At 66.0% G+C, this 24,022-nt stretch carries 20 protein-coding genes and 4 tRNA genes; 14 read left to right on the top strand and 10 right to left on the bottom strand.

Going from position 1 to position 24,022, the window contains the following annotated elements; all coding sequences use genetic code 11:
* Positions 1-329 precede the first annotated feature (329 nt).
* The 3 genes from ACI1US_RS08325 to ACI1US_RS08335 all read right to left on the bottom strand — a co-directional run bounded on the left by ACI1US_RS08325 (position 330) and on the right by ACI1US_RS08335 (position 623).
* Positions 330-401: transfer RNA gene (locus ACI1US_RS08325), tRNA-Val, on the bottom strand.
* A 29-nt stretch (positions 402-430) separates the two neighbouring features.
* Positions 431-501, bottom strand: a tRNA-Cys gene (locus ACI1US_RS08330).
* 49 nt (positions 502-550) lie between these two features.
* A tRNA-Gly gene (locus ACI1US_RS08335) sits at positions 551-623 on the bottom strand.
* A 154-nt stretch (positions 624-777) separates the two neighbouring features.
* Here ACI1US_RS08335 and ACI1US_RS08340 point away from each other — a divergent pair.
* The 5 genes from ACI1US_RS08340 to ACI1US_RS08360 all read left to right on the top strand — a co-directional run bounded on the left by ACI1US_RS08340 (position 778) and on the right by ACI1US_RS08360 (position 6,525).
* A complete protein-coding gene (locus ACI1US_RS08340; RefSeq protein WP_461639666.1) occupies positions 778-1,800 on the top strand; it encodes a hypothetical protein in 1,023 nt (340 codons plus the stop codon).
* A gap of 109 nt (positions 1,801-1,909) precedes the next feature.
* Positions 1,910-1,985 (top strand) — tRNA-Val (locus tag ACI1US_RS08345).
* 1,018 nt (positions 1,986-3,003) lie between these two features.
* Positions 3,004-5,034 (top strand): choice-of-anchor Q domain-containing protein, encoded by a 2,031-nt coding sequence (locus ACI1US_RS08350; protein WP_461639668.1) that lies wholly within the window; start codon positions 3,004-3,006, stop codon positions 5,032-5,034.
* Between the two features lie 334 nt (positions 5,035-5,368).
* Positions 5,369-6,229, top strand: a complete 861-nt coding sequence (locus ACI1US_RS08355; protein ID WP_461639670.1) for a hypothetical protein — start codon at positions 5,369-5,371, stop codon at positions 6,227-6,229.
* On the top strand, positions 6,229-6,525 hold the full coding sequence (locus tag ACI1US_RS08360) for a transcriptional regulator (protein WP_461639671.1): 297 nt from the start codon (positions 6,229-6,231) through the stop codon (positions 6,523-6,525). Before ACI1US_RS08355 ends, ACI1US_RS08360 begins: the two co-directional genes overlap by 1 nt.
* A gap of 77 nt (positions 6,526-6,602) precedes the next feature.
* Here ACI1US_RS08360 and ACI1US_RS08365 read toward each other — a convergent pair whose 3' ends face one another.
* Positions 6,603-7,496, bottom strand: coding sequence for a thermonuclease family protein (locus ACI1US_RS08365; RefSeq protein WP_461639673.1), 894 nt, complete (start codon positions 7,494-7,496; stop codon positions 6,603-6,605).
* Between the two features lie 52 nt (positions 7,497-7,548).
* Here ACI1US_RS08365 and ACI1US_RS08370 point away from each other — a divergent pair, with 52 nt between their 5' ends.
* Positions 7,549-8,580, top strand: a complete 1,032-nt coding sequence (locus ACI1US_RS08370) for an NAD(P)/FAD-dependent oxidoreductase (protein WP_461639675.1) — start codon at positions 7,549-7,551, stop codon at positions 8,578-8,580.
* Between the two features lie 84 nt (positions 8,581-8,664).
* Complete coding sequence (locus ACI1US_RS08375; RefSeq protein WP_461639677.1) at positions 8,665-9,600, top strand: threonine/serine dehydratase; 936 nt, start codon at positions 8,665-8,667, stop codon at positions 9,598-9,600.
* A 98-nt stretch (positions 9,601-9,698) separates the two neighbouring features.
* Here the strand turns inward: ACI1US_RS08375 and ACI1US_RS08380 are convergent, their stop codons facing one another.
* The gene (locus tag ACI1US_RS08380) at positions 9,699-9,974 is read right to left on the bottom strand and encodes an Rv0909 family putative TA system antitoxin (RefSeq protein ID WP_461639679.1); all 276 of its coding nucleotides are present in this window, start codon (positions 9,972-9,974) and stop codon (positions 9,699-9,701) included.
* A 368-nt stretch (positions 9,975-10,342) separates the two neighbouring features.
* Between ACI1US_RS08380 and mgtE the strand changes: the two genes are divergently transcribed.
* Positions 10,343-11,695: a magnesium transporter gene (gene mgtE, locus ACI1US_RS08385; protein WP_461639681.1), complete on the top strand. Its 1,353-nt coding sequence runs from the start codon at positions 10,343-10,345 to the stop codon at positions 11,693-11,695.
* A gap of 239 nt (positions 11,696-11,934) precedes the next feature.
* Here mgtE and ACI1US_RS08390 read toward each other — a convergent pair whose 3' ends face one another.
* The gene (locus tag ACI1US_RS08390; protein WP_461639683.1) at positions 11,935-12,597 is read right to left on the bottom strand and encodes a TetR family transcriptional regulator; all 663 of its coding nucleotides are present in this window, start codon (positions 12,595-12,597) and stop codon (positions 11,935-11,937) included.
* Positions 12,598-12,716: 119 nt separating this feature from the next.
* Between ACI1US_RS08390 and ACI1US_RS08395 the strand changes: the two genes are divergently transcribed.
* Positions 12,717-14,168, top strand: coding sequence for an MDR family MFS transporter (locus ACI1US_RS08395; RefSeq protein ID WP_461639684.1), 1,452 nt, complete (start codon positions 12,717-12,719; stop codon positions 14,166-14,168).
* Between the two features lie 176 nt (positions 14,169-14,344).
* Here the strand turns inward: ACI1US_RS08395 and ACI1US_RS08400 are convergent, their stop codons facing one another.
* The 3 genes from ACI1US_RS08400 to ACI1US_RS08410 are packed head-to-tail and all read right to left on the bottom strand — an operon-like array spanning position 14,345 to position 17,377.
* Positions 14,345-15,043, bottom strand: coding sequence for a type II toxin-antitoxin system PemK/MazF family toxin (locus ACI1US_RS08400; RefSeq protein ID WP_461639686.1), 699 nt, complete (start codon positions 15,041-15,043; stop codon positions 14,345-14,347).
* A gap of 2 nt (positions 15,044-15,045) precedes the next feature.
* Positions 15,046-16,110 carry a cell division protein ZapE gene (zapE, locus tag ACI1US_RS08405; RefSeq protein ID WP_461639688.1) on the bottom strand — a complete coding sequence of 355 codons (1,065 nt, stop codon included), beginning with the start codon at positions 16,108-16,110 and terminating at the stop codon, positions 15,046-15,048.
* A 10-nt stretch (positions 16,111-16,120) separates the two neighbouring features.
* A complete protein-coding gene (locus ACI1US_RS08410; protein ID WP_461639690.1) occupies positions 16,121-17,377 on the bottom strand; it encodes an alpha/beta hydrolase family protein in 1,257 nt (418 codons plus the stop codon).
* An 87-nt stretch (positions 17,378-17,464) separates the two neighbouring features.
* Between ACI1US_RS08410 and ACI1US_RS08415 the strand changes: the two genes are divergently transcribed.
* The 5 genes from ACI1US_RS08415 (at position 17,465) to ACI1US_RS08435 (ending at position 23,572) form a co-directional block, all read left to right on the top strand.
* Positions 17,465-18,085 carry a DUF3000 domain-containing protein gene (locus tag ACI1US_RS08415; RefSeq protein WP_461639692.1) on the top strand — a complete coding sequence of 207 codons (621 nt, stop codon included), beginning with the start codon at positions 17,465-17,467 and terminating at the stop codon, positions 18,083-18,085.
* Positions 18,082-19,248 carry a ribonuclease D gene (locus ACI1US_RS08420; protein WP_461639694.1) on the top strand — a complete coding sequence of 389 codons (1,167 nt, stop codon included), beginning with the start codon at positions 18,082-18,084 and terminating at the stop codon, positions 19,246-19,248. Before ACI1US_RS08415 ends, ACI1US_RS08420 begins: the two co-directional genes overlap by 4 nt.
* Positions 19,249-19,374: 126 nt before the next feature.
* Complete coding sequence (locus tag ACI1US_RS08425; protein WP_416549573.1) at positions 19,375-20,568, top strand: thiolase family protein; 1,194 nt, start codon at positions 19,375-19,377, stop codon at positions 20,566-20,568.
* Positions 20,569-20,573: 5 nt separating this feature from the next.
* The gene (locus ACI1US_RS08430; RefSeq protein ID WP_416549574.1) at positions 20,574-22,709 is read left to right on the top strand and encodes a 3-hydroxyacyl-CoA dehydrogenase NAD-binding domain-containing protein; all 2,136 of its coding nucleotides are present in this window, start codon (positions 20,574-20,576) and stop codon (positions 22,707-22,709) included.
* A 350-nt stretch (positions 22,710-23,059) separates the two neighbouring features.
* Complete coding sequence (locus ACI1US_RS08435; RefSeq protein ID WP_461639697.1) at positions 23,060-23,572, top strand: DUF2087 domain-containing protein; 513 nt, start codon at positions 23,060-23,062, stop codon at positions 23,570-23,572.
* Positions 23,573-23,629: 57 nt separating this feature from the next.
* Here ACI1US_RS08435 and ACI1US_RS08440 read toward each other — a convergent pair.
* Positions 23,630-24,022: transketolase C-terminal domain-containing protein (locus ACI1US_RS08440; RefSeq protein ID WP_461639699.1), on the bottom strand; the 393-nt coding region annotated here is incomplete at its 5' end.

The raw sequence follows: 24,022 nt of genomic DNA on the forward strand, positions 1-24,022 counted from the left end.
TGCCCGCACGACTCCGTTAGCCACAGTTTAGGAGTGCACCGCCTGCATTGCCAGAGAATTCAATGAGTTTGGCATGGATGGAATCCGTGACGCGCCCAGGGCAGCCCCACCGCGCGGCACCCCTCGCCTTCCTTCCTTCCTTCCCCCACCCCCTGCCGCTCAAAGGGCATGCTTTCGGCGAGGTTATGGGTGATCGCGCGCAAAACACCCCTGACTTCGCGGAGGAGATGCCCGTTGAGCGATTAAGTCGAGGGGTGGAGTGAAGAGCCTCGCGTCGGAATAGTGTCTGGAATGCAAAAACCCCCGGCAGAACCGGGGGTTTTTCTCTGTGCGCGATACTGGGATCGAACCAGTGACCTCTTCCGTGTCAGGGAAGCGCGCTACCGCTGCGCCAATCGCGCCTAGAAAGGCTATTCAATTATGTCTTTCGAGGTGGCGACGGGATTCGAACCCGTGTATACGGCTTTGCAGGCCGCTGCCTCGCCTCTCGGCCACGCCACCGTATGTTGTTTGCCACCAGAAAGCGGCCGAGATTACTCTCGGCCACTAGAGCGGATGACGAGATTCGAACTCGCGACCCCAACCTTGGCAAGGTTGTGCGCTACCAGCTGCGCCACATCCGCATTTTCGCCGCCGTGTTGGCGACGTGTATAACTTTATACAGGCCGGGGCCCAGGCGCAAATTCGGCCCCCACCTCCGGGCGTGGCGCGGCTTCGTTACCTGTTGGAAACGTGTCGTCCAGTGTGTTTTCGAATCCCGAAGATACGATTGCCTGCATGGGATCGACTGTGGGCAAACGCATCGCACAAGGGGTTGCCGTAACGCTTGCCCTCGCAGTTGCTGCAGGGGGGCTCATTGCGTACTCGTACCGCGGCGATATCCAAGACCACTTCCTCGCAACGTCGTTCGAGCCGTCAGATCGCATCGAGCAGCTCCGCGATGAGATCCAGCTCAATGCGAGCGGGGATCGCGTCTTCCTCGCTTCCCAGCCCACGATCGGCGGCCGCGCCGATTTCAATCGCTGGTGCGCTGGCGTCGACCACACTGAAGAGGGACACGTGCTCGGCTGCTTCGCCGAGCGGCGGATCCGGCTCTTCGAGGTCACAGACGAACGCCTCACGGGAGTTGTCGAGACGACGGCCGCGCATGAGCTCCTGCACGCGACGTGGGTTCGCCTCAGCCAGGACGAACGCGCAGAGCTCTCGCGACAGCTCATCGCCGAGTATGAGAAGACTGCAGCTGCCGATGCTGCGTTCAAGCAGCGAATGAGCGTCTACGAAACCCTTTCAAGCTCGGCGTTCGCGAACGAGCTGCACTCAGTCTTTGGCACGGAGGTGCGCGACGTCTCCCCCGCCCTCGAAGAGCACTACGCACGCTGGTTCACTGATCGCTCCGCGATCGTGTCGTGGTACGAGGGCTACCACGGTGTTTTCACCGAGCTCAAGGCCGAAGCTGAGCGTCTCAGCATAGAACTCGAAAACCTGCGGGCCGACGTCGAGGCGCGCAGCGCGGACTACGACGCCGCCGTGCAACAGTTCAACGCCGACGCCGCCGAGTTCAAGCAGCGCAACGAACGATACGAGTTCTCGGGCAACAAGGCCCTCTTCGACTCGATTCGCGGAGAGCTGCTCGAGCGCCAAGCTGAACTCGACGCGATTCGTCAGGGAATTCAGGCCGACACTGACCGCTTCAACGAACTTCGAGCAGAACTCGTCGAACTCAATGATGTCAGCCTCGAACTCAACGATGTCTTGGACAGCACACTGACAGAGCCGACGACGCCGGTCGAAGAGGCCTAGCGGGGGCGACACCCGAGCACCGCCTCGCGGGGCTCGCCGGAGCCCCACCGATGTGCAACCGACCTGCACAATGTGTATGCTTATCGAGTCGCAGCAGCATCTGCAAAGAGGGCGTTTGGCGCAGTTGGTAGCGCGCTTCCTTCACACGGAAGAGGTCGTCAGTTCGAGTCTGGCATCGCCCACCAAGAGAACCCCCGGGAAACCCCGGGGGTTCTTGCGTTAAGGCCAGTTCGCGGCTACGAGCCACAGGTCCCAGCGCTGGACGCCTTCCAGGTTTTCTCGTTGCAATTGCTGGAAGGCCCACCCACTTTTCGCGGCGAGCGAGGCCTGCCGCAGCGGGGTCAAACCCCAAGTCGCTCCCTCACTCAAACGGTCCTCACTGCGCCGCTGTGCCGCTGTGCCGCTGTGCCGCTGTGCCGCTGTGCCGCTGTGCCGCTGTGCCGCTGTGCCGCTGTGCCGCTGTGCCATCGTGCCATCGTGGCTGCTTCCGTCGGGTCATAAGGACACGAATGCGAGCACAAACACCACGTGCATCACAGGAAAACGCCAACTTCGAAAACGTTTCAGGCAATGATCAGCACCCGCAGCAGCTCGGAGAGTCTCGTCCCTTCCTACTTCGTGTAGCCAGGTCATTCCATAGCTCAGAGCTGCACCGTCCTGCTCTCGATCTGGGTCACCTTCCGAAAGTTGAGGGCGACTATGAGGCAAGCGAAACTCGGCGAGAAGCACTGCCACTTGGGGAGACAAATGTGCCTGAATTGTCAGCAGCTCGGGCCCCACTGCCCAGAATCATCACGTTCGCTCTCTTCGTGGCGCTAGCAACAGCACTGTGCCCAGTGAGGTTGAGGGGTCATATTCGCCCCAGAAAACGCGCACCATTTGCACTGTAGGCAGGCGCGAAGTAGGGCCGGATACTTCCGGCTATCCGACCGTTCCAAAGCAAAACACATCCTTGATTAATAGCGAAAACATAGGTAAAACTGTGTGTGAAACCGGCTTGTTTCGGTGAATTAGATGGATTCTGTCGTGGACACAAAGGAGTGAATATTGCGTAATCTCATTAGGCTCGGGGCTGCAACTCTTGCTGCGGGTCTCATAGGGAGCACCTTCGCAGTTCCCGCATACGCGACTCAAGCAACTGCCTCAGACAGGTGCATGGGTTCACCATTTGATAACACAGATGCCGCCGCTACCACGCGATTAGTGACGAAGTCGGTTGACGACGCACTCGAGGGCAGTTTTTCGTGGGCTGTCGAAGAGTCGCTCGTTGACGAGGGAACTAGCGTCATCGAGTTCGCACCCAACCTGGTTGTCGAAGTACAGGCCACTGAAACACTCATGGGCGACATCGTGCTTCGAAGCCAAGATCCTGCCCAACCTGCAGAACTGGTAAATGTCAGCTCGAGTGGCCTCTTCGTCATTGACGGTCTCGACGCGAAGCCCGTAGAAATCAGTAATCTCACCCTCCGCGCTGGAGCCCCGGAGGCCTCTGGTGTCATCATCCGCGGTGAAATGTGCTCCGTGCTGCTGGATACTGTAACCATTGAAGGATTCTCAGACCACGGGGTAGACGTGATCGCCATGTCCGAGTTTGAGAGCCTGACAGTTCAGAATTCCACGGTTCGTGGCATGAAACATCCGCTCAGCACTCGCTATGGAGCCATCAACCTCGACTCCGACCACTCGATAAACCCGAGGGTTCGCGTCACGGGTAGCGAGTTCCTCGAAAACGAGATGACAGGCTTCGCGGCTGCGGCACCGCTTCGCGGGACGGCCGAACGACCGCTGTCGGTTGAGTTTCGTGACAGCGTGTTCAGGGACAACACTGCCAAAGGGTATGCGAGCGCAGGCGGTGTGAGCATTGCGCAAGCTGAGTTGCGCGAACATACCGGCGCTGGCGCGCTACCGGAAGCGGCTTTCATCATCGACAACACCACGTTCTTGCGCAACTCCGCGCCTAAAACTGGCGCATTTCACATTGAAACTCTGAGCAAGGATGAGGAGATTGCCGGGCCACCTACCCACGTGAGTGTTTCCAACAGCAGTTTCATCGACAACGAAGCCGAATGGCCGGACAATCTCGAGTCCCACCCCGCGTACACCAGCAAGCACATCACCATCGGTGAACCAGTCATACATCTGTCCTCCGCGGATTTCACGACCCTCGCCGTAGCGAACTCCACGTTCTCAGGTGTAGATGACGGGCATGAAGGCTCGATTGGTTTCGGCTGGTTTAGTGGCTCAGTCGAACTTGATCATGTCACTCTCGTAGGACCTGGACTCCAGTTTGGGTATGTGGACGAAGAGACAAGTTCGGTCAGCTTGCGAAGCTCGGTATTCGATACCGGAAGCGCCAGCGCTATTTCAGCGCGCACTGATTTCGAAGAAGAGCTTGAGAACCTCCGGATTGAGGATTCACACTCCGCATTCACGACCGAGGCATTTTTCGCCGCGTCTGGAGCTGATCGGATAGTCGCATCGTCTGCAGAGTTCCAACTTGGCGACGTGCGTTTCGACTTAGGTTCGACTCCGGTGTTTCTCCCAGCAGAGACATCGGTGCTTGTCGACAAAGCAGCCCACGGTGTCCTCGGGCTAGATCAGCGAGGCGTGACGCGCCCGCAAGGCCCCGCTCCCGATATTGGCTCGGTGGAAGTTGTACCTTCCCCAATCGGCGAACTCGGAACGATCACGATGGGTGGCGATCAGCGCACCACGGCCGGAGATCCTATGACGTTTACGGTAAGCCGCGAGCTTCCCGAGAACGGCCTCACGGAGCCGGCACGCGTGCGGGTGCGCACTGCGGACGGGTCAGCTATTGCGGGGACGCACTATGCGCCGCTCGACACCATTCTTGTTTGGGAAGCAGGCGATGCTGCAGACAAGCACGTCACGGTAGTTTCACTGCCCGCCGAGGCGAACACCACAGCCTCATCGCGGGACTTCAGAATCGAAGTGGAGATCATCGAAGACTCTGCAGTTCTCGGTGCCCGGGTGGCGGCGACGGGGACAATCGTCGTCGAAGACGGCACACCCGAGAAGCCCGATCCCGAGGACGGCAAGGACCCCGAGGAGATCGAAGATCCCGGTACCGATAAGCACCCCAGCGACGATAAGACCGACCAGGGCCTCGCGCATTCGGGCCAAAGCGACCCCCTGCTGGCGTGGGTTCTCGGCTGCGGACTCTTGACCGTTGGTGTCGCTGCGAGCTTGACCCGCCGCCAAGCGCGACAGTAAACCTTCGCCTGCCAATCAGCCCCGTTGGCGGGGCTGCGAGCACTGCGAACGCCTCAGCACCATCTCCCACTTGGTGCTGAGGCGTTCGCACTTGCACGGATCTCGGGGCAGCAACCAGTCGCAGGTGTGTATCAGCTCTTCCGATCTCTGCGCCCGCCAGAGGTCGACACGGAGTGTGCCGTCTGCGAACTGAGAGCGCTGCCACAAGCGGAAACATCGTCTCAGCAACACTCGCAGGAGGCGGCCGGCTGCGACGGTGCCGAGGTTTCGCCGAACGACGCCAAGGAGCCGTCCTCCCCTAGACACCGCGCAACACCTCACCTATGCTTTCCATATGGAAAGTGCATCCGACACGGCAAGCGCATCTGCGCAGCTCGAGGAGATCGCCAGGATCCAGCGCGACGCGCAGGGCCGATCCCCGGCCCGCGGCTACTGGCTCCTGCAACTCTGGTCAGCAGTCATCGTCGCCGGGTATCTCGGCGCGTATCTCCTCATGCACGGCGGGTTCACCGCCACGGAAGTCAGCAACCGCGACGGCGGCTACGCCACACCCTGGACATTCGTCGTGCTCGTGCTCACGTTCTCCTCCCTTGCGAGCGGGGTACGCGAGCGCTTCAGCGTCCAGTCCAGGCAACCGCTGCTTCAGCGTCTCGTCAACGTTGTCGGGATTCTCGGATTCGCGGCGCTCCTCGCACTGAGTTTCGCGGATATCAGCTACCCGAACTGGCTCAACGCAGCGCTCCCCCTCGCCATGCTCGTCGGTCTCGGTGCAAGGCCGCTCCGCAAACTCATCACCGTGCCACGCGACCCAGCGGAGGTGTGGGGCAACGCTCCGCTGCCTGCGCCGGTGAGGATCACCACAGCAGGCATCGGGCTCGCGATCGGCGCGCTGCTCGCGACCGCAAGCTCGATGCTCGCATCAGCAGTGTCGGGCTTTGTCGTGATGCTGTGCCTGGGCATGCTGCTGCTCGCACAGAACTCGCGCTTCGGGCTCCCCCGCGCGGGGTTCGAATGGGGGTCGCTGCACTGGAGTGTGTTTGGGGTGTGCGCGGCAATTGCCGCCGCGAGCGTGACGCTCGGCAGCCTCACCGCCTGGTTCTCGCAGCCCTACACCGTCATTTCCGGGGTCGTCGTGTTCCTACTCATGAGCGCTGCGGCCGTGCTGCCGCGCGGCAGCTCACCCGCGGAAGCGTGATGGCGCACCCCCGCCACGAGCTGGATTCGGCCTTTCACACGCCGCTCCGGTTCTCACTCATGGCAGCGCTCAGCGATGGCGCGGTCATCGACTTTGGAACGCTCCGGGAACTCCTCGAAACCGAGGACTCCCCGCTCAGCAAATCTGTCGCCCACCTCGAAGCGGCAGGCTACGTTAAGGTCACCAAGGGGTACGTCGGCAAGAGGCCCCGCACCTGGGTGGAGACGACCGCGAAAGGCGGGCGCGCCTTCGCTCGGCACGTCGCAGCCCTCCGCGCAATTGCTGACGGGATCTGACGGGGTCTGATGGGGTCTGACGGGTCGCGGCGCGATGCCCACGCCCCGCCCCTGAGAGAGGCCGCCGATGGCGCTGCCTACTCGCAGGCGAGCCCGTCGCCGTCGCCGTCACCCCGGAAGCCGGTGCCGTTCGCGAACCACTCGTAGATCGCAGCCTGTTCTGGGTCCGCGACGTTGAACGGCCCGGTCGGGTGGCCCACGGTGTTACGCTCGAGCGCGGCGCACGACGGGTACTGCGTCCACCAGTCAGCCGATTCACCCTCCGATGGCTGGCCTGGCACCGCACCCGGCGCTGACCCCGGCACTGAACCCGCCGCTGATCCCCCGCCGCCCGCGCACCGCGTCGTGATCACCGATCCCGAGAAATCGAGCTCGGCCCCCTGGGCCGCGCGGTACTCGGCCTCGCGCGGGTGCTTGGGGTAGCCGTCGGAGGAGTCGTAGCGAGTGACAGCGTTGCCGGCTTCGAGTTGGGCCAGCCCGACGTCGACGCCGTCACTGGTCGCCACGTAGCGCAGCAGGCGCTCGTAACGGTCAGCGCCATTCTGGCCGCTCGGCAGCGCAAGCACAATCCGATCGCCCTCCGAGAGGAGGCCGCGGATCACCGCAGCGGCGTCCGCGTAGCCGCACTCTCCACGCTCGGGCGTGTCGATGCCGATGATGCGCACGGTGCCGAGATCGGTGCGGATCGTGTCTCCGTCGACCACCGACTGAAAGACCGCGGCCTCCCCCGGTTCAACGGGGTCGCTTTCACTGCCGCCGCCAGAGCCGCCGCTCGTGCCTTCCACGCCACTCGCGGGTGGTGACGGATCTGCCGGAGCTGTTGGATCCCCCGCGCGGCCCGCGTCGTCGTCCGAGCCGGCAAGCCCGAGCCCTACCGCGCCCACCACGAGCACGCCCACGATCATTGCGAGCAGCCCGAGGGGCTTCGCGCCCCGACGTGTCATCCCGCGGCGCCGGGAACGAGTCTTCATAAGAACATCCTATGTACCTCCCGAGGCGTACTCGACAAGTAGGCTGGTCCGAATGGAGCACGATCTCACCGACCGAATCGTTGTCGTCGGCGCGGGCGTCATCGGGGCGTCGATCGCCTACCATCTCGCGGCGGTGGGCAGAGCGGTGACCGTGCTCGATCAGGGGCTCGTTGGCGGCGGCGTGACGAGCGATTCGTTCGGCTGGGTCGGGCTCGCGAAGAGCACGGCAGCTGCGTACTCGGATCCGCTGCGCGCGCGAGCCGCCGAACACTTCGCCCGGCTCCGCCATACGCTCGGACCGCGGCTCACCCTCGTGAGTGACGGCGCAGTCTCGTGGGAACAGTCAACGGCCGAGACGCGCGCGTTTGTGGCGGAGCACCAGGCGGTCGGGCACGACGTGAAGCTCATCACGCGCGACGAGGTACTGGCACGCGAGCCCGCGCTTCGTGCGGCACCCGAGGTCGCCGCGCTTGCCGAAGGGGATACGGCGGTCGATCCGCGATCCTTCGCCCGGGCGCTGCTCGGCGCGGCCGAGGCACTTGGAGCCAGGGTACTCACGGGGGCGAGCGTCACCGGGCTCGTGGACGACGGAAACCGGGTGACGGGCGTGCTCACCCCGGGTGGACAGATCCTCGCCCGGACCGTAGTGCTCGCCGCGGGCACGGCGACGCCCGCCCTCGCCCGCCTCGCGGGAGAGCATGTCGACGTCGAGAGCTCCCCGTCGTGCCTGCTGACGTTCTCCTCGCCAGGGCGGCTTCTCCGAGGCATTCTCTCGACCCCAGACTTTGAGGTTCGGCAGCAGGATGCGCAGACCCTCGTCGCCGCCGAGGACGTGCCGCCCGGTTTCACTGGCGACGCGCGGGAGCTCGCGGCGGCTACGCTCGCCGCAATTCACGAGCAACTCGCGGGTGGATCCGAAGTCAAGCTGCTCGATGCTCGCATCGGCCATCGACCGGTCCCCCGTCAGGTATCCCCGCTCGTCGAGTTCGCAGCGCGCGTCGACGGCCTCTTCCTCGCCGTTGCCCACCCGGGCGTGATCCTCTCGGCCGCAATCGGCGCGCACGTCACTGGGGAGCTCGAGTAGCCGCGCTTTGTACACTGGAGATCCGCTCGCCCGTCGAGTCGCTGCGTCACCTCCGCAGATCATCCATCGCCGCAAGGGAGCCTCATGATTACCTTCGCAGACCTCGAGGCGGCCCAGCGCCGCACCGCCCCGTACGTGCGCCGTACTCCGCTCATTGCGGTGGATCCAGTCGCCGACGCGCACGTCTGGCTCAAGGCCGAATACATGCAGCGCTGCGGGGTCTTCAAGACGCGCGGGGCGTTCAACCGGCAGCTCGCGGCGCGCACGGCCGGCGAGCTTGATCAGGCCGTCGGGATCGTCGCAGCTTCAGGCGGCAACGCTGGCCTCGCGAACGCATACGCAGCCTCGACGCTCGGCGTTCCGGCGACGGTGTTTGTGCCCGAGAATGCGCCGCCGGTGAAGGTCGAGCGGCTGCGTGAGTACGGCGCGACCGTGGTGCTCCGAGGCGGGGAATACGCTGAGGCATACGAGGCGGCGCAGCAGCACGTGCGCGAGACCGGCGCGCTGTTCTGTCACGCCTATGATCAGCCGGAGATTGTCGCGGGGGCGGGAGTCATTGGGCTTGAGATCGTCGAGGATCTCCCCGCGGTTGACACGATTGTCGTTGCCGTCGGCGGTGGCGGCCTGTTCGCAGGGGTCGCGGCCGCCGCCCGCGAGCGCGGTATTCGCGTGGTCGCTGTTGAACCGGTGCGGATCCCGACGCTGCGGGCCGCGATGGATGCGGGCCAGCCAGTGGACATCGCGGTCTCCGGGATCGCGCAGGACTCGCTTGGGGCTCGGAGGATCGGCGCAGCGGGGTGGGATGCGGCCCGCGCGAGCGCTCCCGTCAGCGTGCTCGTGGAGGACGCAGACATTCTCGCGGCCCGCGCGGCGCTGTGGCAGGAATACCGCGTTCCCGCTGAGCCGGGTGCCGCCGCGGCGTACGCTGCGCTCAGCTCGGGAGCATATCTTCCAGAGCCCGGCGAGCGGGTGGCAGTAATTATCTGCGGTGCAAACACCGACCCAACCACGCTCGGCTAACGGACGGCAGCACGCGAGCGGCCCCGCACTGAGCTCCTTGTCGAGCACGTACGGGGCCGCATGGGCTGCTGCGCGAAGCGGCAGAAGGTTTCGAGAGGTTACTTCTTCTCGTTGCCGAACGAGTCGTCAAGCTTCTGCTTGATCTCGTCGACCTTGTCGGAGTGCGAGCCGCCGGTGATCTTGTTCGCGACGTCCGCGAGCGAGCCCAGTACCTTGTCGCTGAGCTCTTCGGCCTTGTCGCTGTTCAGCGCTTCCTTGACCTTGTCCGCGTTCTCAGCGACAAACTCCTTGGCCTTGCCGGCGTTCTCGGTGACGAAATCCTTCGCCTTGCCCGCTGCGTCAGCTGCCTGCTTACCCAAATCTTCGTTTGCCATCTGTGCTTCCTTCCAGAGAGGCGCCGAGTGTTTCGGCACGCTGATTGCATTATGCACTGCAATTCATAGCAACAACAAGCCTTTTGGCGAGTTAGGACACTGGCTTCACGGTGCGCCACCCTGCGCATCGACGGCAGCCGGCCCCGCCCCGCATCATCGCCGGCTCGGAGTTCGGGCAAGGCCAGCCACAATCTCTCTGATAGCGTTAGTGTGTTCAGCTGCGCCGCTGCTTTCACCTGCTCAACCGGCAAATCCGCTGGTCTGACTGGCACGAAGACTCAGCGCACACACTCATCACCGACGCGCCACTCGCGGCGCAACTTCGAGGAGCTGTCGACCACGGCAGTCCCGCGAGAAGGGACAGTGCAGTGAAAGAGACAGTCGACCAGCACGAACTCGAGAGCCGGATTCTGAAGTTCCTTGCCGACGAGAACCTCAAAGAGCTCGGTCACGAGATCCAAGACGTCGCGCCCGAGGACATCGTCCTCATCATCGAGCGGCTCACCGCGAAGCAGCGCGCAATCGTCTTCCGCTTGCTGCACAAGGATGAGGCACTCGAGGTCTTCGAGGCGCTCGATCCCTCCGTGCAGAGTGACCTGGTGCGGACGCTCCGTGAAACCGAGGTCGCCGAGATCTTCGAGGGCCTCGATCCTGACGATCGCGTCTGGCTCCTCGACGAGCTCCCCGCAACGCTCGCCCCGAAGCTCCTCCACGGACTTTCCGAGCGCGAACGCCGCCTCACCGCCGTCGTGCTCGGCTACCCGCAGGACTCCGTTGGGCGGCGCATGACCCCCGAGTACGTCACCACGCGTATGGATTACACCGTGGCCGACACCATGGAGCGACTCCGCGACCGCATCGAAGACGCGGAGACGATCTACCTGCTCCCCGTCCTCGACGATGCACGGCACGTCGCCGGCGTCGTGAGTCTGCGCGACCTCATCGCCGCGGATCCCGACACCGTGATCGCCTCGATCATGAACGAGGCGCAGAGCGTCCAGGCGAGCGACGACGCGGAGCGCGCAGCCCGCAAACTCACCGAAGCTGGCTTCGTCGCAATTCCCGTGGTGGATCGCGAGCGCCGCCTCGTCGGCCTCCTCACCTTCGATGACGCCATGCGCATCATCGAGCACGAGGAGAGCGAGGACTCCGCGAGGCAGGGTGGTGTGGAGCCGCTGCGCCGGCCATACTTCGCGACCCCCATCATGCAGCTCGTGCGCTCGCGCGTGGTCTGGCTGCTTGTGCTCGCAGTTGGTGCGACGCTCACCGTACAGGTGCTTGACGTCTTCGAAGACACCCTCGCCAAGGTCACCGTGCTCGCGCTGTTCGTGCCCCTGCTCATCGGGACCGGCGGCAACACGGGCAATCAGGCGGCGACAACGGTCACCCGCGCGCTCGCCCTCGGCGACGTGCGAGCGCGAGACATCGCGCGCGTGCTCGGCCGCGAGGCGCGAGTCGGGCTCATGCTTGGGCTCATGCTCGGCATGCTCGGCTTCGTCATCGCCGGGCTCGTCTACGGCTGGGATCTCGGTGCCGTGATCGGACTCACCCTCGTCGCGATCTGCACGGTCGCAGCGACGATCGGCGGCATCATGCCGCTCATCGCGCGCTGGGTGAAGGTCGACCCCGCGGTCTTCTCGAACCCGTTCATCTCGACATTCGTCGACGCGAGCGGCCTCATCATCTACTTCTTGATCGCACGCGCGATCCTTGGCATCTAGGGGCTCTTCACCATTGAAGGTGTAGACCTCCGCAATGAAGAGCGCTCAACAGCCATGACCTCAGCGAGGTCATGAGGTTTCTCCGGTAAATCACTCCTGACTTCGCTGAGGCCATGTCTTGTGAGCGACTCAGGCGGCGTGTGTCCTCTCCCCGTTCTGGCTTCAGCGAGTGGGGGAAATGCCGCACTCGTTACAGGCTCCCCGCCGATGCCCTACGCCTGCAATTGTGAAGAGCCGACTTAGCGCGAGCCCGCAGCGAGTGCCCGAAAGCGCGCGCGCACGGCCGCGTGGCTCTGCGCTGGGGTTTCGAGCGCATCGTTCGGCAGCTGGCTCGTCCAGCGCACCCAGCCGTGCCGCCACACCGTCAACCCGAGATCCGCGATGAGCTCGAGCTCACTCACGGGCACCGCGGGAAGCAACTCGGCGAGCTGATCCCGCAGGGTGTCGGCGATCTCGCGGTCCTGCGCAACGGCGTATGAGCGGATCGCAGGGTCCCCCGAGATCAGCGCCTGCATGCGGCGATGCTCAGCGAGCTCTGGGCGCAGATCCTGCGCGAGCACCGCGTCACCGACGCGCTCGATCGCGGCGAGGGCCTCGGCCACGCTGTGCACGACGAGCGGCTGCGCGCGCACCGCGTCAAAGTAGCGTGAGTGCCCGGCGAGCACCGCGTCCTCCTTGTTGCGGAAGTAGCGGAAGAAGGTGCGCCTGGATACGCCCGCAGCGGTCGCAACCTCGGACACGGTGACCGCCGCGCAGCCTCGCGCCTCGATCAGGTCGAGCGCGGCGACGTGGATGCGGTGCCGGGTCTCCCGGAGGTGCCGCTCGCGGACTCCGCCGGCCTGCGGTGCCCAGTCGTCGATGGTCTCAGACACGTCGCTCCCCCGGTGTTCAAGGCCGCTCACGCCGGCCAACTTTGCACTGTCGACGATACCGGCACGGCACGCCGGTTACGAAATCATGGCACGGTGTGCCACAATCTACTGTCGGCCAAATGTTGCTGACCAGAAAGCGAACACCCCACGTGACTTCCCCCACAACCGGCAACGTTCCCGTGCCGGCCTCCTCCGGCGAGCAGCCCGCAGCACCCACGAAGCGCACCATTACGGCGGTGATCGCGATCCTCGCGATCTCGGCGTTCGTGATGATCCTCAACGAAACCGTGCTCAGCGTGGCGCTGCCGCCGCTGATGGCGGAGTTCGGTGTCGGCGCGACCACGATCCAGTGGCTGACGACCGGCTTCCTCCTCACCATGGCCGTCGTGATTCCGACGACCGGGTACCTGCTGAGCCGCTTCTCCGTACGCACGCTGTTCATCGCCGCGCTCGTGCTCTTCCTCATCGGAACCGCCGTCGCCGCAATCGCCCCGAACTTCGGCATCATGCTCGTCGCCCGCGTAATTCAGGCGGGCGGCACCGCGATCGTCATGCCGCTGCTCATGACCACGACGCTCACGCTCGTGCCGCCGCAGTTCCGCGGCACGGTGATGGGGCTCAACTCGATCGTCATCTCGGTTGGCCCCGCCATCGGCCCCACGCTCTCGGGTGTCGTGATCGAGGCGCTCAGCTGGCGCTGGGTCTTCGGACTCATGGTGCCCGTCGCACTCATCGCGCTCGTCGTCGGACTGTTCTTCATGCCGCGCCTCGGTGGCGGAAAGCGCGTTCCGCTCGACCTGCCGTCTGTCGCGCTGTCGCTGTTCGGTTTCGGCGGCATCATTACCGCGGTGTCCTCAGCCGCCGAACTCGCGAACGGCTCGCTCGTGCCTCCCGCCGCGCTCGCCATTGGCGTCGCCGCGCTCATCATCTTCACGCTGCGGCAGAAGAAGCTCCAGGAACGCGGCGACGCGGCCCTGCTCGACCTCCGCCCCTTCAGCGAGCGAAACTTCAGCCTGTCGGTCACGATCCTCACCATCGCCTTCGGCGTGATGCTGGGCTCGGTCGTGGTGCTCCCGATCTACGCGCAGACCGGCCTCGGGCTCAGCGTGCTCGCCACGGGGCTCATCATGCTGCCCGGCGGGATCACCCAGGGCGTGCTCTCCCCCGTTGTCGGCAGGCTGTATGACCTGCTCGGGCCGAAGCCGCTCGTCATTCCTGGTGTGCTGGTGCTGTGCGGGGCACAGTGGTGGCTCAGCACGATCGGCACCGACACGACGACGGGCCTGCTCATCGCGATGCACGTGACGTTCTCGGTCGGCATGGCGCTCGTGCAGACCCCCATGATGACGCACGCGATGAGCTCGCTTCCGCTGCCACTCTACGGGCACGGCAGCGCGATCCTGAACACGCTGCAGCAGCTCGCCGGCGCAGCTGGCACGGCGGCCCTCATCGGCGCGCTCGCCATCGGCGCGGCGTGGGCAGGTACGGGAGATGCCGCAGCCCAGATTGCCGGGGCGAAGCTTGCGTTCGCGGTGGGCGGCGTGATCATGCTGGTTGCGGTGGTCTGCGCGCCGTTCCTCACGAAGCACGCTCGCCGCTAGCCGCGGTGCGCGGCCTCGCCATCTATTCCGACCCGATTGTTCCTCAGTGAGGGTTATTCGGCCTGCGCAGGGCTCAGAATAGAAAAATAGGGGCGTTGGGGATCAGGACGCCGGGATCTAGATCATGGCGTTGGGATCTGGATCGAGGCGCGCACCGCCCTAGGAACGCCCGCCCGCTAGCCGAGGCCGTGAAACGCGAGCACACCGCGCACCGCGTCGCCGAAGCGCTCGCGGTCGACGGTTGCGCCCTCCCGGCGCATCCCGTCGTGGGTGACGCGGAGGATCCGCTCAGGCGACACAAAGCTCTCACGCCCCTGCGAGTCCCAGGCCCCACTGCCGATCGAGATGAAGTCTCGGTGATACTTCGAGCTGACGTAGCAGCCGAACACGGTCGTGGCATTGATTCGCCCGAGGATGAGCACGGGCCGATCCTTGCCGCGGCCGTCGTTCTCGACGTAGGGTACCCACGTCCAGATGATCTCGCCGGGGTCGGGGTCGCCGTCCATGCTCGGCGCGTATTCAAGCTTCGCCCCGCGCAGCTCCGTGGCCGCGACATCGCGGGTAGCGCCCTCACCGAATTGGCCGGGGCTCGACTCGTACTGGTCGCCGGACTGCTTGCCGCTCGCCGGCTGCCGGCCCGGCGCGCCGGGCTTCGTCGTCGACTGCGTGCCGGGCCGTGTCGTAGAGGTCCCGCCGGGCTTGGCCTTCGGGTTCAACGTCGCCGTCGGCCCCTGGGGCCGCGGCGGCATCTGGCTCGGCTTCGACGCCTCGTGCGACGACCCCCGCGAGGGCCCCTGCGAGCCGCCGCGCTTATCGAGACCGAGGATCGTGCGGAGCGCGACCCCAATCTGATACCAGATGCTGTTGTTCGCCATGGCTACCCGATTTCGTGTGAGGTGAGCGCGTTCAGCCGTGACTGGCAGCGCTGGTACTTCTTCCGGTAGCCACCGTCGATCATGCCACCGCCGAAGATCTCGGTGAGGGCGAGCCCGGTCGAGCGGATCGGGATCTGTGCGTCATAGACACGGTCGACGAACGCTACGAACCGCAGCGCCGCCGACTGGTCGGTGAGCTCGTGGACGTCGCGCAGGCCGATCGTCTGCACGCCCTCGAGCAGGCCGATGTAGCTTGAGGGGTGCACAGTCGCGAGGTGCGCGATGAGCGAGTCGAAGCTGTCGTCGGTCATGCGGAGGCCTGAGGCGGTGACGTCAGCGAGCGCGAACTGGTAGGCCTCGTCGCTGAGCGACACGGCCTCGCCTTCGAGGTCACGCTGCCGGTAGTCGACGCCGTCGATGCGGATCGTCGTGAAGCGGTCGGACATCGCCTGAATCTCGCGCAGGAAGTCGGCGGCCGCGAAGCGCCCCTCGCCGAGGGCGTTCGGCGGGGTGTTCGAGGTGGCAACGAACTTTGATCCGGTCTTCGTGAGGTCGCCGATAAGCCGTGTCATGAGCATCGTGTCGCCCGGATCATCGAGCTCGAACTCGTCGATGCAGATGAGCTTCGCGCCCTCAAGCACGCTCACCGCTCCGGCGTAGCCGAGCGCCCCGACGAGCGCCGTGTATTCGATGAACGTGCCGAAGTACTTGCGCCCCTGCTGCGCGTGCCAGCTTGCGGCAAGCAGGTGGGTCTTACCGACGCCGAAGCCGCCGTCGAGGTAGACGCCGGGCTTCTGCGCGGCCGCTGGCGCGGCAGCGGTCTTCTTGCGGCCGAATCCGAAGAAGCCACCGCCCTTCCCGTTGCCAGCGCCACGCGGCGACACGAAGTCGCGCAGCAGGTCGCGGGCGCGCGCCTGCGACTCATAGTTGTCGTCTGGCACGTACGAGTCGAAGCTCGCGTTCGCAAACTGGGGCGGGGGCACGAGGGTCGCCACGAGTTCGGCACCTGAGATCCGCGGAGTGCGGTCGACGAGGCTGGCGAAACTGTGCGATTGAGTAGCAGACATCCGCTTCAGTCTACTGCCCGCGCCAGCCAGGTTTGGGGAGCCGCGACACGAAGCCAAGAACGGTCTGCTCCCACGTTTCGGGGTCGGCGTTCCAGAGCCGCACGTGGCCCGCGCCGGGGATGCTGACGAACTGCACGAGATCGGGTCGCTCTGCCGCCAACACCCGCGACCCGTGCCAGGGCACGAAGCGGTCGTTGGGGCTTGCCAAGAGCAGCGCTGGCACGTCAATGCCGCGCGCAAGCGCCTCCGGACGCAGTTCCGCGAAGTCCACGCCGCCCGGCTCCCCCGAGGCGACCGTGCCGCGCTCGAGCAGGGACATTCCAAGATCGGCGATCCACGTCGGCAGCCGGTGGTCGGTGGCCTTCTCGCGGAGGATCCCGGGCCAATCCGCCCCCGGAGACTCGAGCACGATCCCGTCGAGCACGTCGCGGTGGATCCCACGAGCCACAGCCAGCAGGCTCGCGGTTCCACCCATCGACCACCCCATCAGGGTGACGCGCTCGGCACCGCGCGAACGCGCTTCAGCGATCGCTGCGTCGACATCGCGGCTCTCGGAGATGCCCATCCCGTAGCGCCCGTTCACGCCTGCGGGTTGGCCGAGATCGTTGCGGTAGCTGATGATCATGCTCGTAATGCCGGCGCGCGCGAAGGGCTCGATCCCGCGGAACGTCTCAGCGGGTGACGCGCCGCGGCCGTGCACGTGCACCGCCCAGCGCTTCTTGCGCGCCCGTTTCGGGTGCACGATCCATGCCGTCATCGGTCCGAGTTCCGTCTCGTAGCTGATTTCCTCAACCCGGTAGCCGAGCTCTTCGGGGGCCGTGTACCACCACCCCACCATCCGGCCGGTCACGCCCGGCACCAGCTCGCCGCTGTCGACGCGTTCGACCGCCCGCAGCACATCCTGGCCGTTTCGCGCGAGCACGGGGCCGAGTCGCGCGTGCCCCTGGGGTGCCGCGCCCGTGCCCTCGCCCGGCATGGCACCCGGCGCGTCAAAGAGCAGTGACTGCCGGCCGCGGCCCGCGGCACCGTCGCCGCTGATCCACACGGCGAGAGACTCGCCGGAGGAGCTTTCGCCCGCCGGTCCCCCACTAGCCGGGACCTCGCCCGAGACGACTCGGCGCACGGCGATCGGCCGTTCGAGGCCACGATCCACCGTGACCGTCACGCGCGCCAGATGAGCCGCGAGGCCCGTCGCGGCCGCAGTCACCGCCGCCGCAACACCGACCACGGATGCCCCCGCAATCGCGAGTGCCCGTCTCGTATTCATTCCCGACTCCGTTCGTGCTGCGCGTGTATTTCGTGGGGCCCGGCGTGGCAGCACGACCGGGCACACCGAAAACTCTAGTCTTCGGATGTGTCCACACCGCCCACGGCGCTCCCCGCCGACTTTGCTAGCGCAGCCGAGCAGCTCCGCGGCGCGACTCTTCGGAGCGCGCTTGCTGTGCGTGAAATCGCGCCACCCGAGCGGATCGCACCGCTGTCAATCGCGCTTGCCGCAGGAGTTCGTGAGGGCACTGGCCCCGACCCGGAGTCGGTGCTCGACTCCCCCGCGGGAGCGGGCCGGTTCGTGCTCATGCACGACCCCGCCTCGGCCGAGGAGTGGGGCGGGGATTTTCGGATCGTCTGCTACGCGCAGGCTCCGCTCGAGCTGGAGATCGGGGTGGATCCGTTCATCTCGGACGTCGCCTGGTCATGGCTCGTCGACGCCCTCGATTCGCGCGGCGCACAGTACAGCTACATCTCTGGCACCGCGACCAAGGTGCTCTCGAGCAGCTTCGGAGCGCTCGAAGCGCGCGGTGACGGTGCACAGATCGAACTGCGTGCCTCATGGACGCCGCTCGGCGACGACTTCGCCGCGCACGCTGAGGCCTGGTCCGAGCTGCTCTGCCTCCTCGCAGGGCTGCCGCACGAGGAAGGCGTCGCTTCACTCACCCAGCAGCGGGTGCGTGCCCAACGTTCGGCGGACCGCGCATGAGCCCCGCAGAGTGGTCAATGGTCACCGATGACGTCGCTGTGCGTCGCGTCAGCGAGCTGCTCGCCAGCGGCGAGGGCCCGTTCGGGGTCGACACTGAGCGAGCCTCAGGCTTCACCTACAGCAACCGGGCTTATCTGGTGCAGGTGTACCGGCGCGGGGCAGGCACGTTCCTGTTTGACCCCATCGACATCGAAGATTTCTCGCCGCTCGCGGCCGCGCTGACGGGCGACGAGTGGGTGCTACACGCCGCGGATCAGGATCTCCCGAGCCTCGCCGAACTGGGCCTCGTTCCCGAACGGCTCTTCGACACGGAGCTCGCCTCACGGCTGCTCGGGCTCGACCGCGTCGGCCTCGGCGCGGTCACGCAGGAGCTGCTCGGCATCGAGCTCGCGAAGGCACACTCGGCGTCGGACTGGTCCACACGCCCGCTGCCCGAGCCCTGGCTCGAGTACGCGGCCCTCGACGTTGCTCTGCTCCCGGACCTCCGAGACGCGGTTGCCGAGCGTCTCGTCGCGGCAGGGAAGCTTGAGTTTGCCGAGCAGGAGTTCGAGGCGGTGCGCGTGCGACCGCCGAAGCCGAAGGCGCTGGAACCCTGGCGAAAGCTCTCGGGCGGCAACCGGCCGAAGGGGCCGCGCCAGCTCGCCATGACCCGTGAGCTGTGGACGGCCCGCGATGAACTTGCGCGCGAGCGCGATGTCGCCCCCGGCAGGCTGATTCCCGACGCCTCGATCATCGCCGCGGTGACCGCGAATCCACGCTCGGCCGGCGAGCTCGCCTCGCTGAAGACCTTCCGCGGGCGCGCGAGCCGCTCGGAGCTCGACCGCTGGTGGCGGGCGATCCTTCGCGGCAAAACCACCGAGGATCTCCCGGGCCAGAAGCGGCGGGAGCCTGGCACGATCCCGAGCCATCGCGGGTGGGCGCAGCGCCACCCGGAGGCGGCCGAACGACTCACCGAACTGCGCGCGGTGGTCACCGCCGAGGCCGAGCGGCAGCAGATGCCGCCGGAGAACCTCATCGCCCCGGCACTTGTGCGGGAGCTCGCGTGGGAGCCCCCCGCAGACACCTCCCCTGAGGGCGTCGCGAACCGGCTTGCCGACCTCGGCGCACGCCCGTGGCAGCTTGCACTTGTTGCACCAATTCTCTCGGTCGTTTTTGTAGACTAACGCTAAAGATGCCCCGGCGTTTCTGACGCGGAGCACGCGAACCCCGCACCCGAACTGCGCAGTCCAGGGTGAGTTCGTAGGATGGGATCATCCAACACACCACATGATGGAGGCGAAGTGGCCACAATGAGAGAAGTCGTGTTCGTAGACGGGGTTCGTACCCCCTTCGGACGCGCCGGTGAAAAGGGCATGTACGCGGGCACCCGCGCAGATGACCTCGCAGTGAAGGCTCTCCAGGGCCTCATGGAACGAAACCCCGAGGTTCCGCTCGATCGCGTCGACGACGTTGGCATCGCAGCGACCACCCAGCAGGGCGACCAGGGGCTGACGCTCGGGCGCTCCGTCGCAATCCTCGCCGGCTTCCCCACCACCGTTCCGGGCTTCGCGCTCGACCGGATGTGCGCTGGCGCGATGACCACGGCATCGTTTATGGGTGCCGCGATCGGCGCAGGCCAGTACGACCTCGCGGTCGCGGGCGGCGTCGAGCACATGGGCCGCCACCCGATCGGTGAGGGCGCTGATCCCAACCCGCGGTTCGTGGCGGAGAAGCTCGTCAGCCCCGACGCCCTGAACATGGGCATGACCGCTGAGCGCCTGCACGACCGGTTCCCGCAGCTCACCAAGGAGCGCTCCGACCGCTTCGGCATGCTCAGCCAGCAGAAGGTGCAGGCAGCGTACGACCGCGGCGACATCCAGCCCGACCTCGTGCCCGTCGCGTTCCAGTCGGCAGCCGGCTGGGGCATGGCAACCGAGGACGAGGGCCGCAGGCCCGAGACCACCATGGAGGGCCTCGCGACGCTGAAGACGCCGTTCCGCCCCCACGGCCGCGTCACCGCAGGCACCGCTTCGCCGCTCACCGACGGCGCGACAATGTCGCTGCTCGCAGGCGGAGACACCGCCAAGGAGCTCGGACTGAAGCCGAAGATGCGCCTCGTATCGTTCGCGTTCGCGGGCGTCGAGCCCGAGGTCATGGGCCTCGGCCCCGTTCCCTCGACCGAGAAGGCGCTCAAGAAGGCCGGCCTGTCGATCACCGACATCGGGCTGTTCGAGCTCAACGAGGCGTTTGCTGTGCAGGTGCTCTCGCTGCTCGACCACTTCGAGATTGCCGATGACGATCCTCGCGTGAACATGTGGGGCGGCGCAATCGCCGTCGGCCACCCGCTCGCAGCGACCGGTGTTCGACTGATGATTCAGCTCGCTCGCCAGTTCGAGCAGCGGCCCGACGTTCGCTACGGCGTCACCGCAATGTGCGTGGGCCTCGGCCAGGGCGGAACCCAGATCTGGGAAAACCCGCACTACAACGGCAAGAAGGGGAAGTAACCGAGATGACTGACTACTCGAAGATCGATTTTTCGCCGATCATCGACGCCTCCGCTGACGAGGTCGTCACCGAGTCATTTGTGCGCGATGTGCCGCTGCCTTCCGGCGGCACGCTTGCCCTCATCACGCTCGATAACGGCCGGGACTACACTCGACCGAACACGCTCGGGCCGCGCACGCTCCAGGCGCTCGAGAACGTGCTCGACGCGCTCACTCAGCGCGCTGCGGCCGGAGAGATCCAGGCCGTCGCCGTGACCGGCAAGCAGTTCATCTTCGCCGCAGGCGCAGACCTGTCGAAGGTGTCGACGCTCGCGACCAAGGAGAACGCGCGTCTCATGGGCCAGTACGGGCACCGCGTGCTCGGCAAGTTCCGTTCGGTCGGCGTTCCCTCGTTCGCGTTCGTCAACGGGCTCGCGCTCGGCGGCGCCGTCGAGATCGCGCTGAACTGCGACTACCGCACGGTCGATTCGTCGGCAGCGGCGATCGCGTTCCCCGAGGTCTTCCTCGGCATCATCCCCGGCTGGGGCGGCGCGACGCTACTCCCGAACCTCATCGGCATCGAGAACGCGCTCAAGGTGATCGTCTCGAACCCGCTGCAGAACAACCGCACGCTGAAGCCGAAGCAGGCGCTTGAGCTCGGCATCTTCGACAAGATGTTCGGCGCAGCCAGCTTCCTCGAGCAGTCGATCGCGTGGGCAGACGGCGTCATCACCGGCAAGACGAAGGTGGAGCGCCCGAACGAGCCAGGCAAGATCGAGCGCATGACGAAGTGGCCGATCGCGATCAAGGTCGCGCGCGACACCGTGAAGAGCCGCCTCGGCACGGCAGCGAAGGCTCCGTACGCGGCGCTCGACCTGCTCGCTGCGGCAAAGGACAACGACGTGGCGGCTGGCTTCGCCCGCGAGGATGAGGCGCTGTCGGAGCTCATCTCGGGCGACCAGTTTGCAGCATCGATCTACGCCTTCGACCTCGTGCAGAAGCGCGCGAAGCGCCCAGCAGGCGCCCCTGACCGAGAGCTTGCGAAGAAGGTGCAGAAGGTCGGCATCATCGGTGCCGGCCTCATGGCGAGCCAGTTTGCGCTGCTCTTCGCACGCAAGCTTCGCGTGCCCGTCGTGATCACCGATCTCGACCAGGGCCGCGTGGACAAGGGCGTCGCCTACATCCACGGCGAGATCGACAAGATGCACGAGAAGGGCCGCCTCGCGTCTGACGACGCGAACCAGGTGAAGGCCCTCGTCACGGGCACGACCGACAAGTCGCTGTTCGCTGACTGCGACTGGGTCATCGAGGCCGTCTTCGAGGAGCTCTCGGTGAAGCAGCAGGTCTTCGCTGAGATCGAGCAGATCGTCTCCGCCGAGGCGATCCTCGCGACGAACACCTCGTCGCTCTCCGTCGAGCAGATCGGCTCGAAGCTTGCGAACCCCGAACGACTCGTCGGCTTCCACTTCTTCAACCCGGTCGCGGTCATGCCGCTGCTCGAGGTCGTGAAGAGCCCGGCGACGAGCGACGAGGCGCTCTCGACCGCGATGGTCGTCGCGAAGAAGCTCGGCAAGAGCGCGATCATCACGGCGGATCGCCCCGGCTTCGTCGTGAACCGCCTGCTCGCGAAGGTGATGGGCGAGGCTGCTCGCGCACTCGACGAAGGCACTCCGCTGCCCGTGGTCGAGAAGTCGCTCGCGCCGATCGGCATCCCGATGGGGCCGTTCGAGCTCATCGACCTCGTCGGCTGGAAGGTCGCCGCCCACGTGCAGGACACGATGGTCGCCGCCTTCCCCGAGCGCTTCTACGCGTCGCCGAACATGCACGCCATGTCGGAGCTCGAGGAGCCGCTCGTGAAGTCGAAGATTGGGAAGGTCGAAGACCTCTCCAAGTCTGCGAAGAAGGCGCTCACCTTTGGCAAGACGCCGGTCGCGCCCGAGGAGATCCTCCGCCGCGTCGAGGATGAGCTCGCGAACGAGATCAAGATCATGCTCGACGAGGGCGTGGTGCACGCAGCTGAAGACATCGACCTCGGTCTGATTCTCGGCGCGGGCTGGCCGTTCCAGGCCGGCGGGGCGACCCCGTACCTCGACCGTGTCGGGGCTTCGGAGCGCACCTTCGGCGGCACGTTCCACGATCCGCGGATCGCCGCGAAGGCCTAGCGCCCTCCCGGCCGGTTCGCGGCCAACGCACCGCGCCCCCGCGCGTCCTCTTCGTTGAGGAGGCGCGGGGGCGCGGTGCTGCGCGGGGCGGCCCGGCTGCTCCCGTCTGCCGGCCCACCGGCCTGCCGCCGGGAACCCTGCTCGCAACGATTCTGCCCCGATTAATCTTGCGCGAGGCTTATGTGGGCCGCAGAAGAGAAGGTTTGAAAAAGACGGGTCGGAATGGATGCGGGATCGGCTGGGCCACTGGAGCTGGCAGATCGGGCAGAGCGGGCAAGGACGGCAGAGCTCCCTGAGCCCTCAGCGCACTCCAGAGACTCAGCACAGCACCCGAGGACGGAGAGGAAGCAATGTCCACAGACCACAGTTGGCGCGGGTTGATCGCACTCCTGGCGAACCCCGACTCCCGCGAGGCCGCCGCGCGCATCATGCTCGGCGAAGACCTGGGCGCGAGCACCGCCCAGCTGCCGAGCGCGAAGCGGCAGCGCGTCAGCGCGGCACTGGTCACGAGCGGCCTGGTTGATCCACAGACCGCAATGTTGGATCCGGGGGTCTTCCGCGCAGCACTCCAACAGCAGGCGAAGCCTCCACGCACTGGTATCGAACGGTTTCTCGACGGGAAGCGTATCGCGCAGTACCCGGCAAACCCAGAGCAGCGCGGGGAACTGCTTGCGTGGGTCGCACAGCAGGCCTTCACACCCGGAGCGGTGCTTCATGAGGCAGCGGTGAACGACCGGCTACGCCCGTACTCAGAAGATGTCGCGGTGCTCAGGCGATACCTCGTCGACCACGCGCTCGTGGAGCGCAGCCCCGACGGGGCTGGCTACGCACTTACCAGGCCCAAGGATACGTCAACCAGCTAGCCCGCTCAGGCCCGAGCCCGAGCCCGAGCCCGAGCCCAAGCTTCGCCGAGCGCCCCGCTACTCCGGGCGGGCGGTGGGTACGCGTTCGCCCCGCACCTGCTCCGCGACCTCCGCGGCGATCTGTGGGGCGGTAAGACCCGCGTCCTCGAGCAGTTCCTCGCGCGTGGCATGCTCGAGAAACTCGTAGGGCGTTCCGAGCTCGCTCACGCCCGTGTCGACACCCGCGTCGCGCATCGCCTGCCGAATCGACGTGCCGACGCCTCCGACCCGCAGCCCGTCTTCAATGCTCACAACGAGCCGGTGCGTACCGGCGAGTTCGACGACCGACTTCGCGACCGGGATCACCCAGCGCGGATCGATCACCGTCGAAGTAATCCCCTGCTCAGCGAGCAGCGCGGCTGCGTCGAGCGCGATCCTCGTCATCGGACCGGCTGCAACAAACAAGACGTC

Origin of the sequence: Leucobacter sp. BZR 635 (genome assembly GCF_048061935.2) — a bacterium.
Lineage (GTDB): Bacteria > Actinomycetota > Actinomycetes > Actinomycetales > Microbacteriaceae > Leucobacter.

Bases quoted from the DNA above. Each gene is read 5' to 3' on its own strand.
- ACI1US_RS08425 (WP_416549573.1), top strand. From the start codon at position 19,375: ATGAGAGAAGTCGTGTTCGTAGACGGGGTTCGTACCCCCTTCGGACGC.
- ACI1US_RS08370 (WP_461639675.1), top strand. From the start codon at position 7,549: ATGGAGCACGATCTCACCGACCGAATCGTTGTCGTCGGCGCGGGCGTC.
- ACI1US_RS08375 (WP_461639677.1), top strand. From the start codon at position 8,665: ATGATTACCTTCGCAGACCTCGAGGCGGCCCAGCGCCGCACCGCCCCG.
- ACI1US_RS08365 (WP_461639673.1), bottom strand. From the start codon at position 7,496: ATGAAGACTCGTTCCCGGCGCCGCGGGATGACACGTCGGGGCGCGAAG.
- ACI1US_RS08355 (WP_461639670.1), top strand. From the start codon at position 5,369: ATGGAAAGTGCATCCGACACGGCAAGCGCATCTGCGCAGCTCGAGGAG.
- ACI1US_RS08430 (WP_416549574.1), top strand. From the start codon at position 20,574: ATGACTGACTACTCGAAGATCGATTTTTCGCCGATCATCGACGCCTCC.
- ACI1US_RS08410 (WP_461639690.1), bottom strand. From the start codon at position 17,377: ATGAATACGAGACGGGCACTCGCGATTGCGGGGGCATCCGTGGTCGGT.
- ACI1US_RS08340 (WP_461639666.1), top strand. From the start codon at position 778: ATGGGATCGACTGTGGGCAAACGCATCGCACAAGGGGTTGCCGTAACG.
- ACI1US_RS08360 (WP_461639671.1), top strand. From the start codon at position 6,229: ATGGCGCACCCCCGCCACGAGCTGGATTCGGCCTTTCACACGCCGCTC.
- ACI1US_RS08400 (WP_461639686.1), bottom strand. From the start codon at position 15,043: ATGGCGAACAACAGCATCTGGTATCAGATTGGGGTCGCGCTCCGCACG.
- ACI1US_RS08380 (WP_461639679.1), bottom strand. From the start codon at position 9,974: ATGGCAAACGAAGATTTGGGTAAGCAGGCAGCTGACGCAGCGGGCAAG.
- zapE (WP_461639688.1), bottom strand. From the start codon at position 16,110: ATGTCTGCTACTCAATCGCACAGTTTCGCCAGCCTCGTCGACCGCACT.
- ACI1US_RS08435 (WP_461639697.1), top strand. From the start codon at position 23,060: ATGTCCACAGACCACAGTTGGCGCGGGTTGATCGCACTCCTGGCGAAC.
- ACI1US_RS08420 (WP_461639694.1), top strand. From the start codon at position 18,082: ATGAGCCCCGCAGAGTGGTCAATGGTCACCGATGACGTCGCTGTGCGT.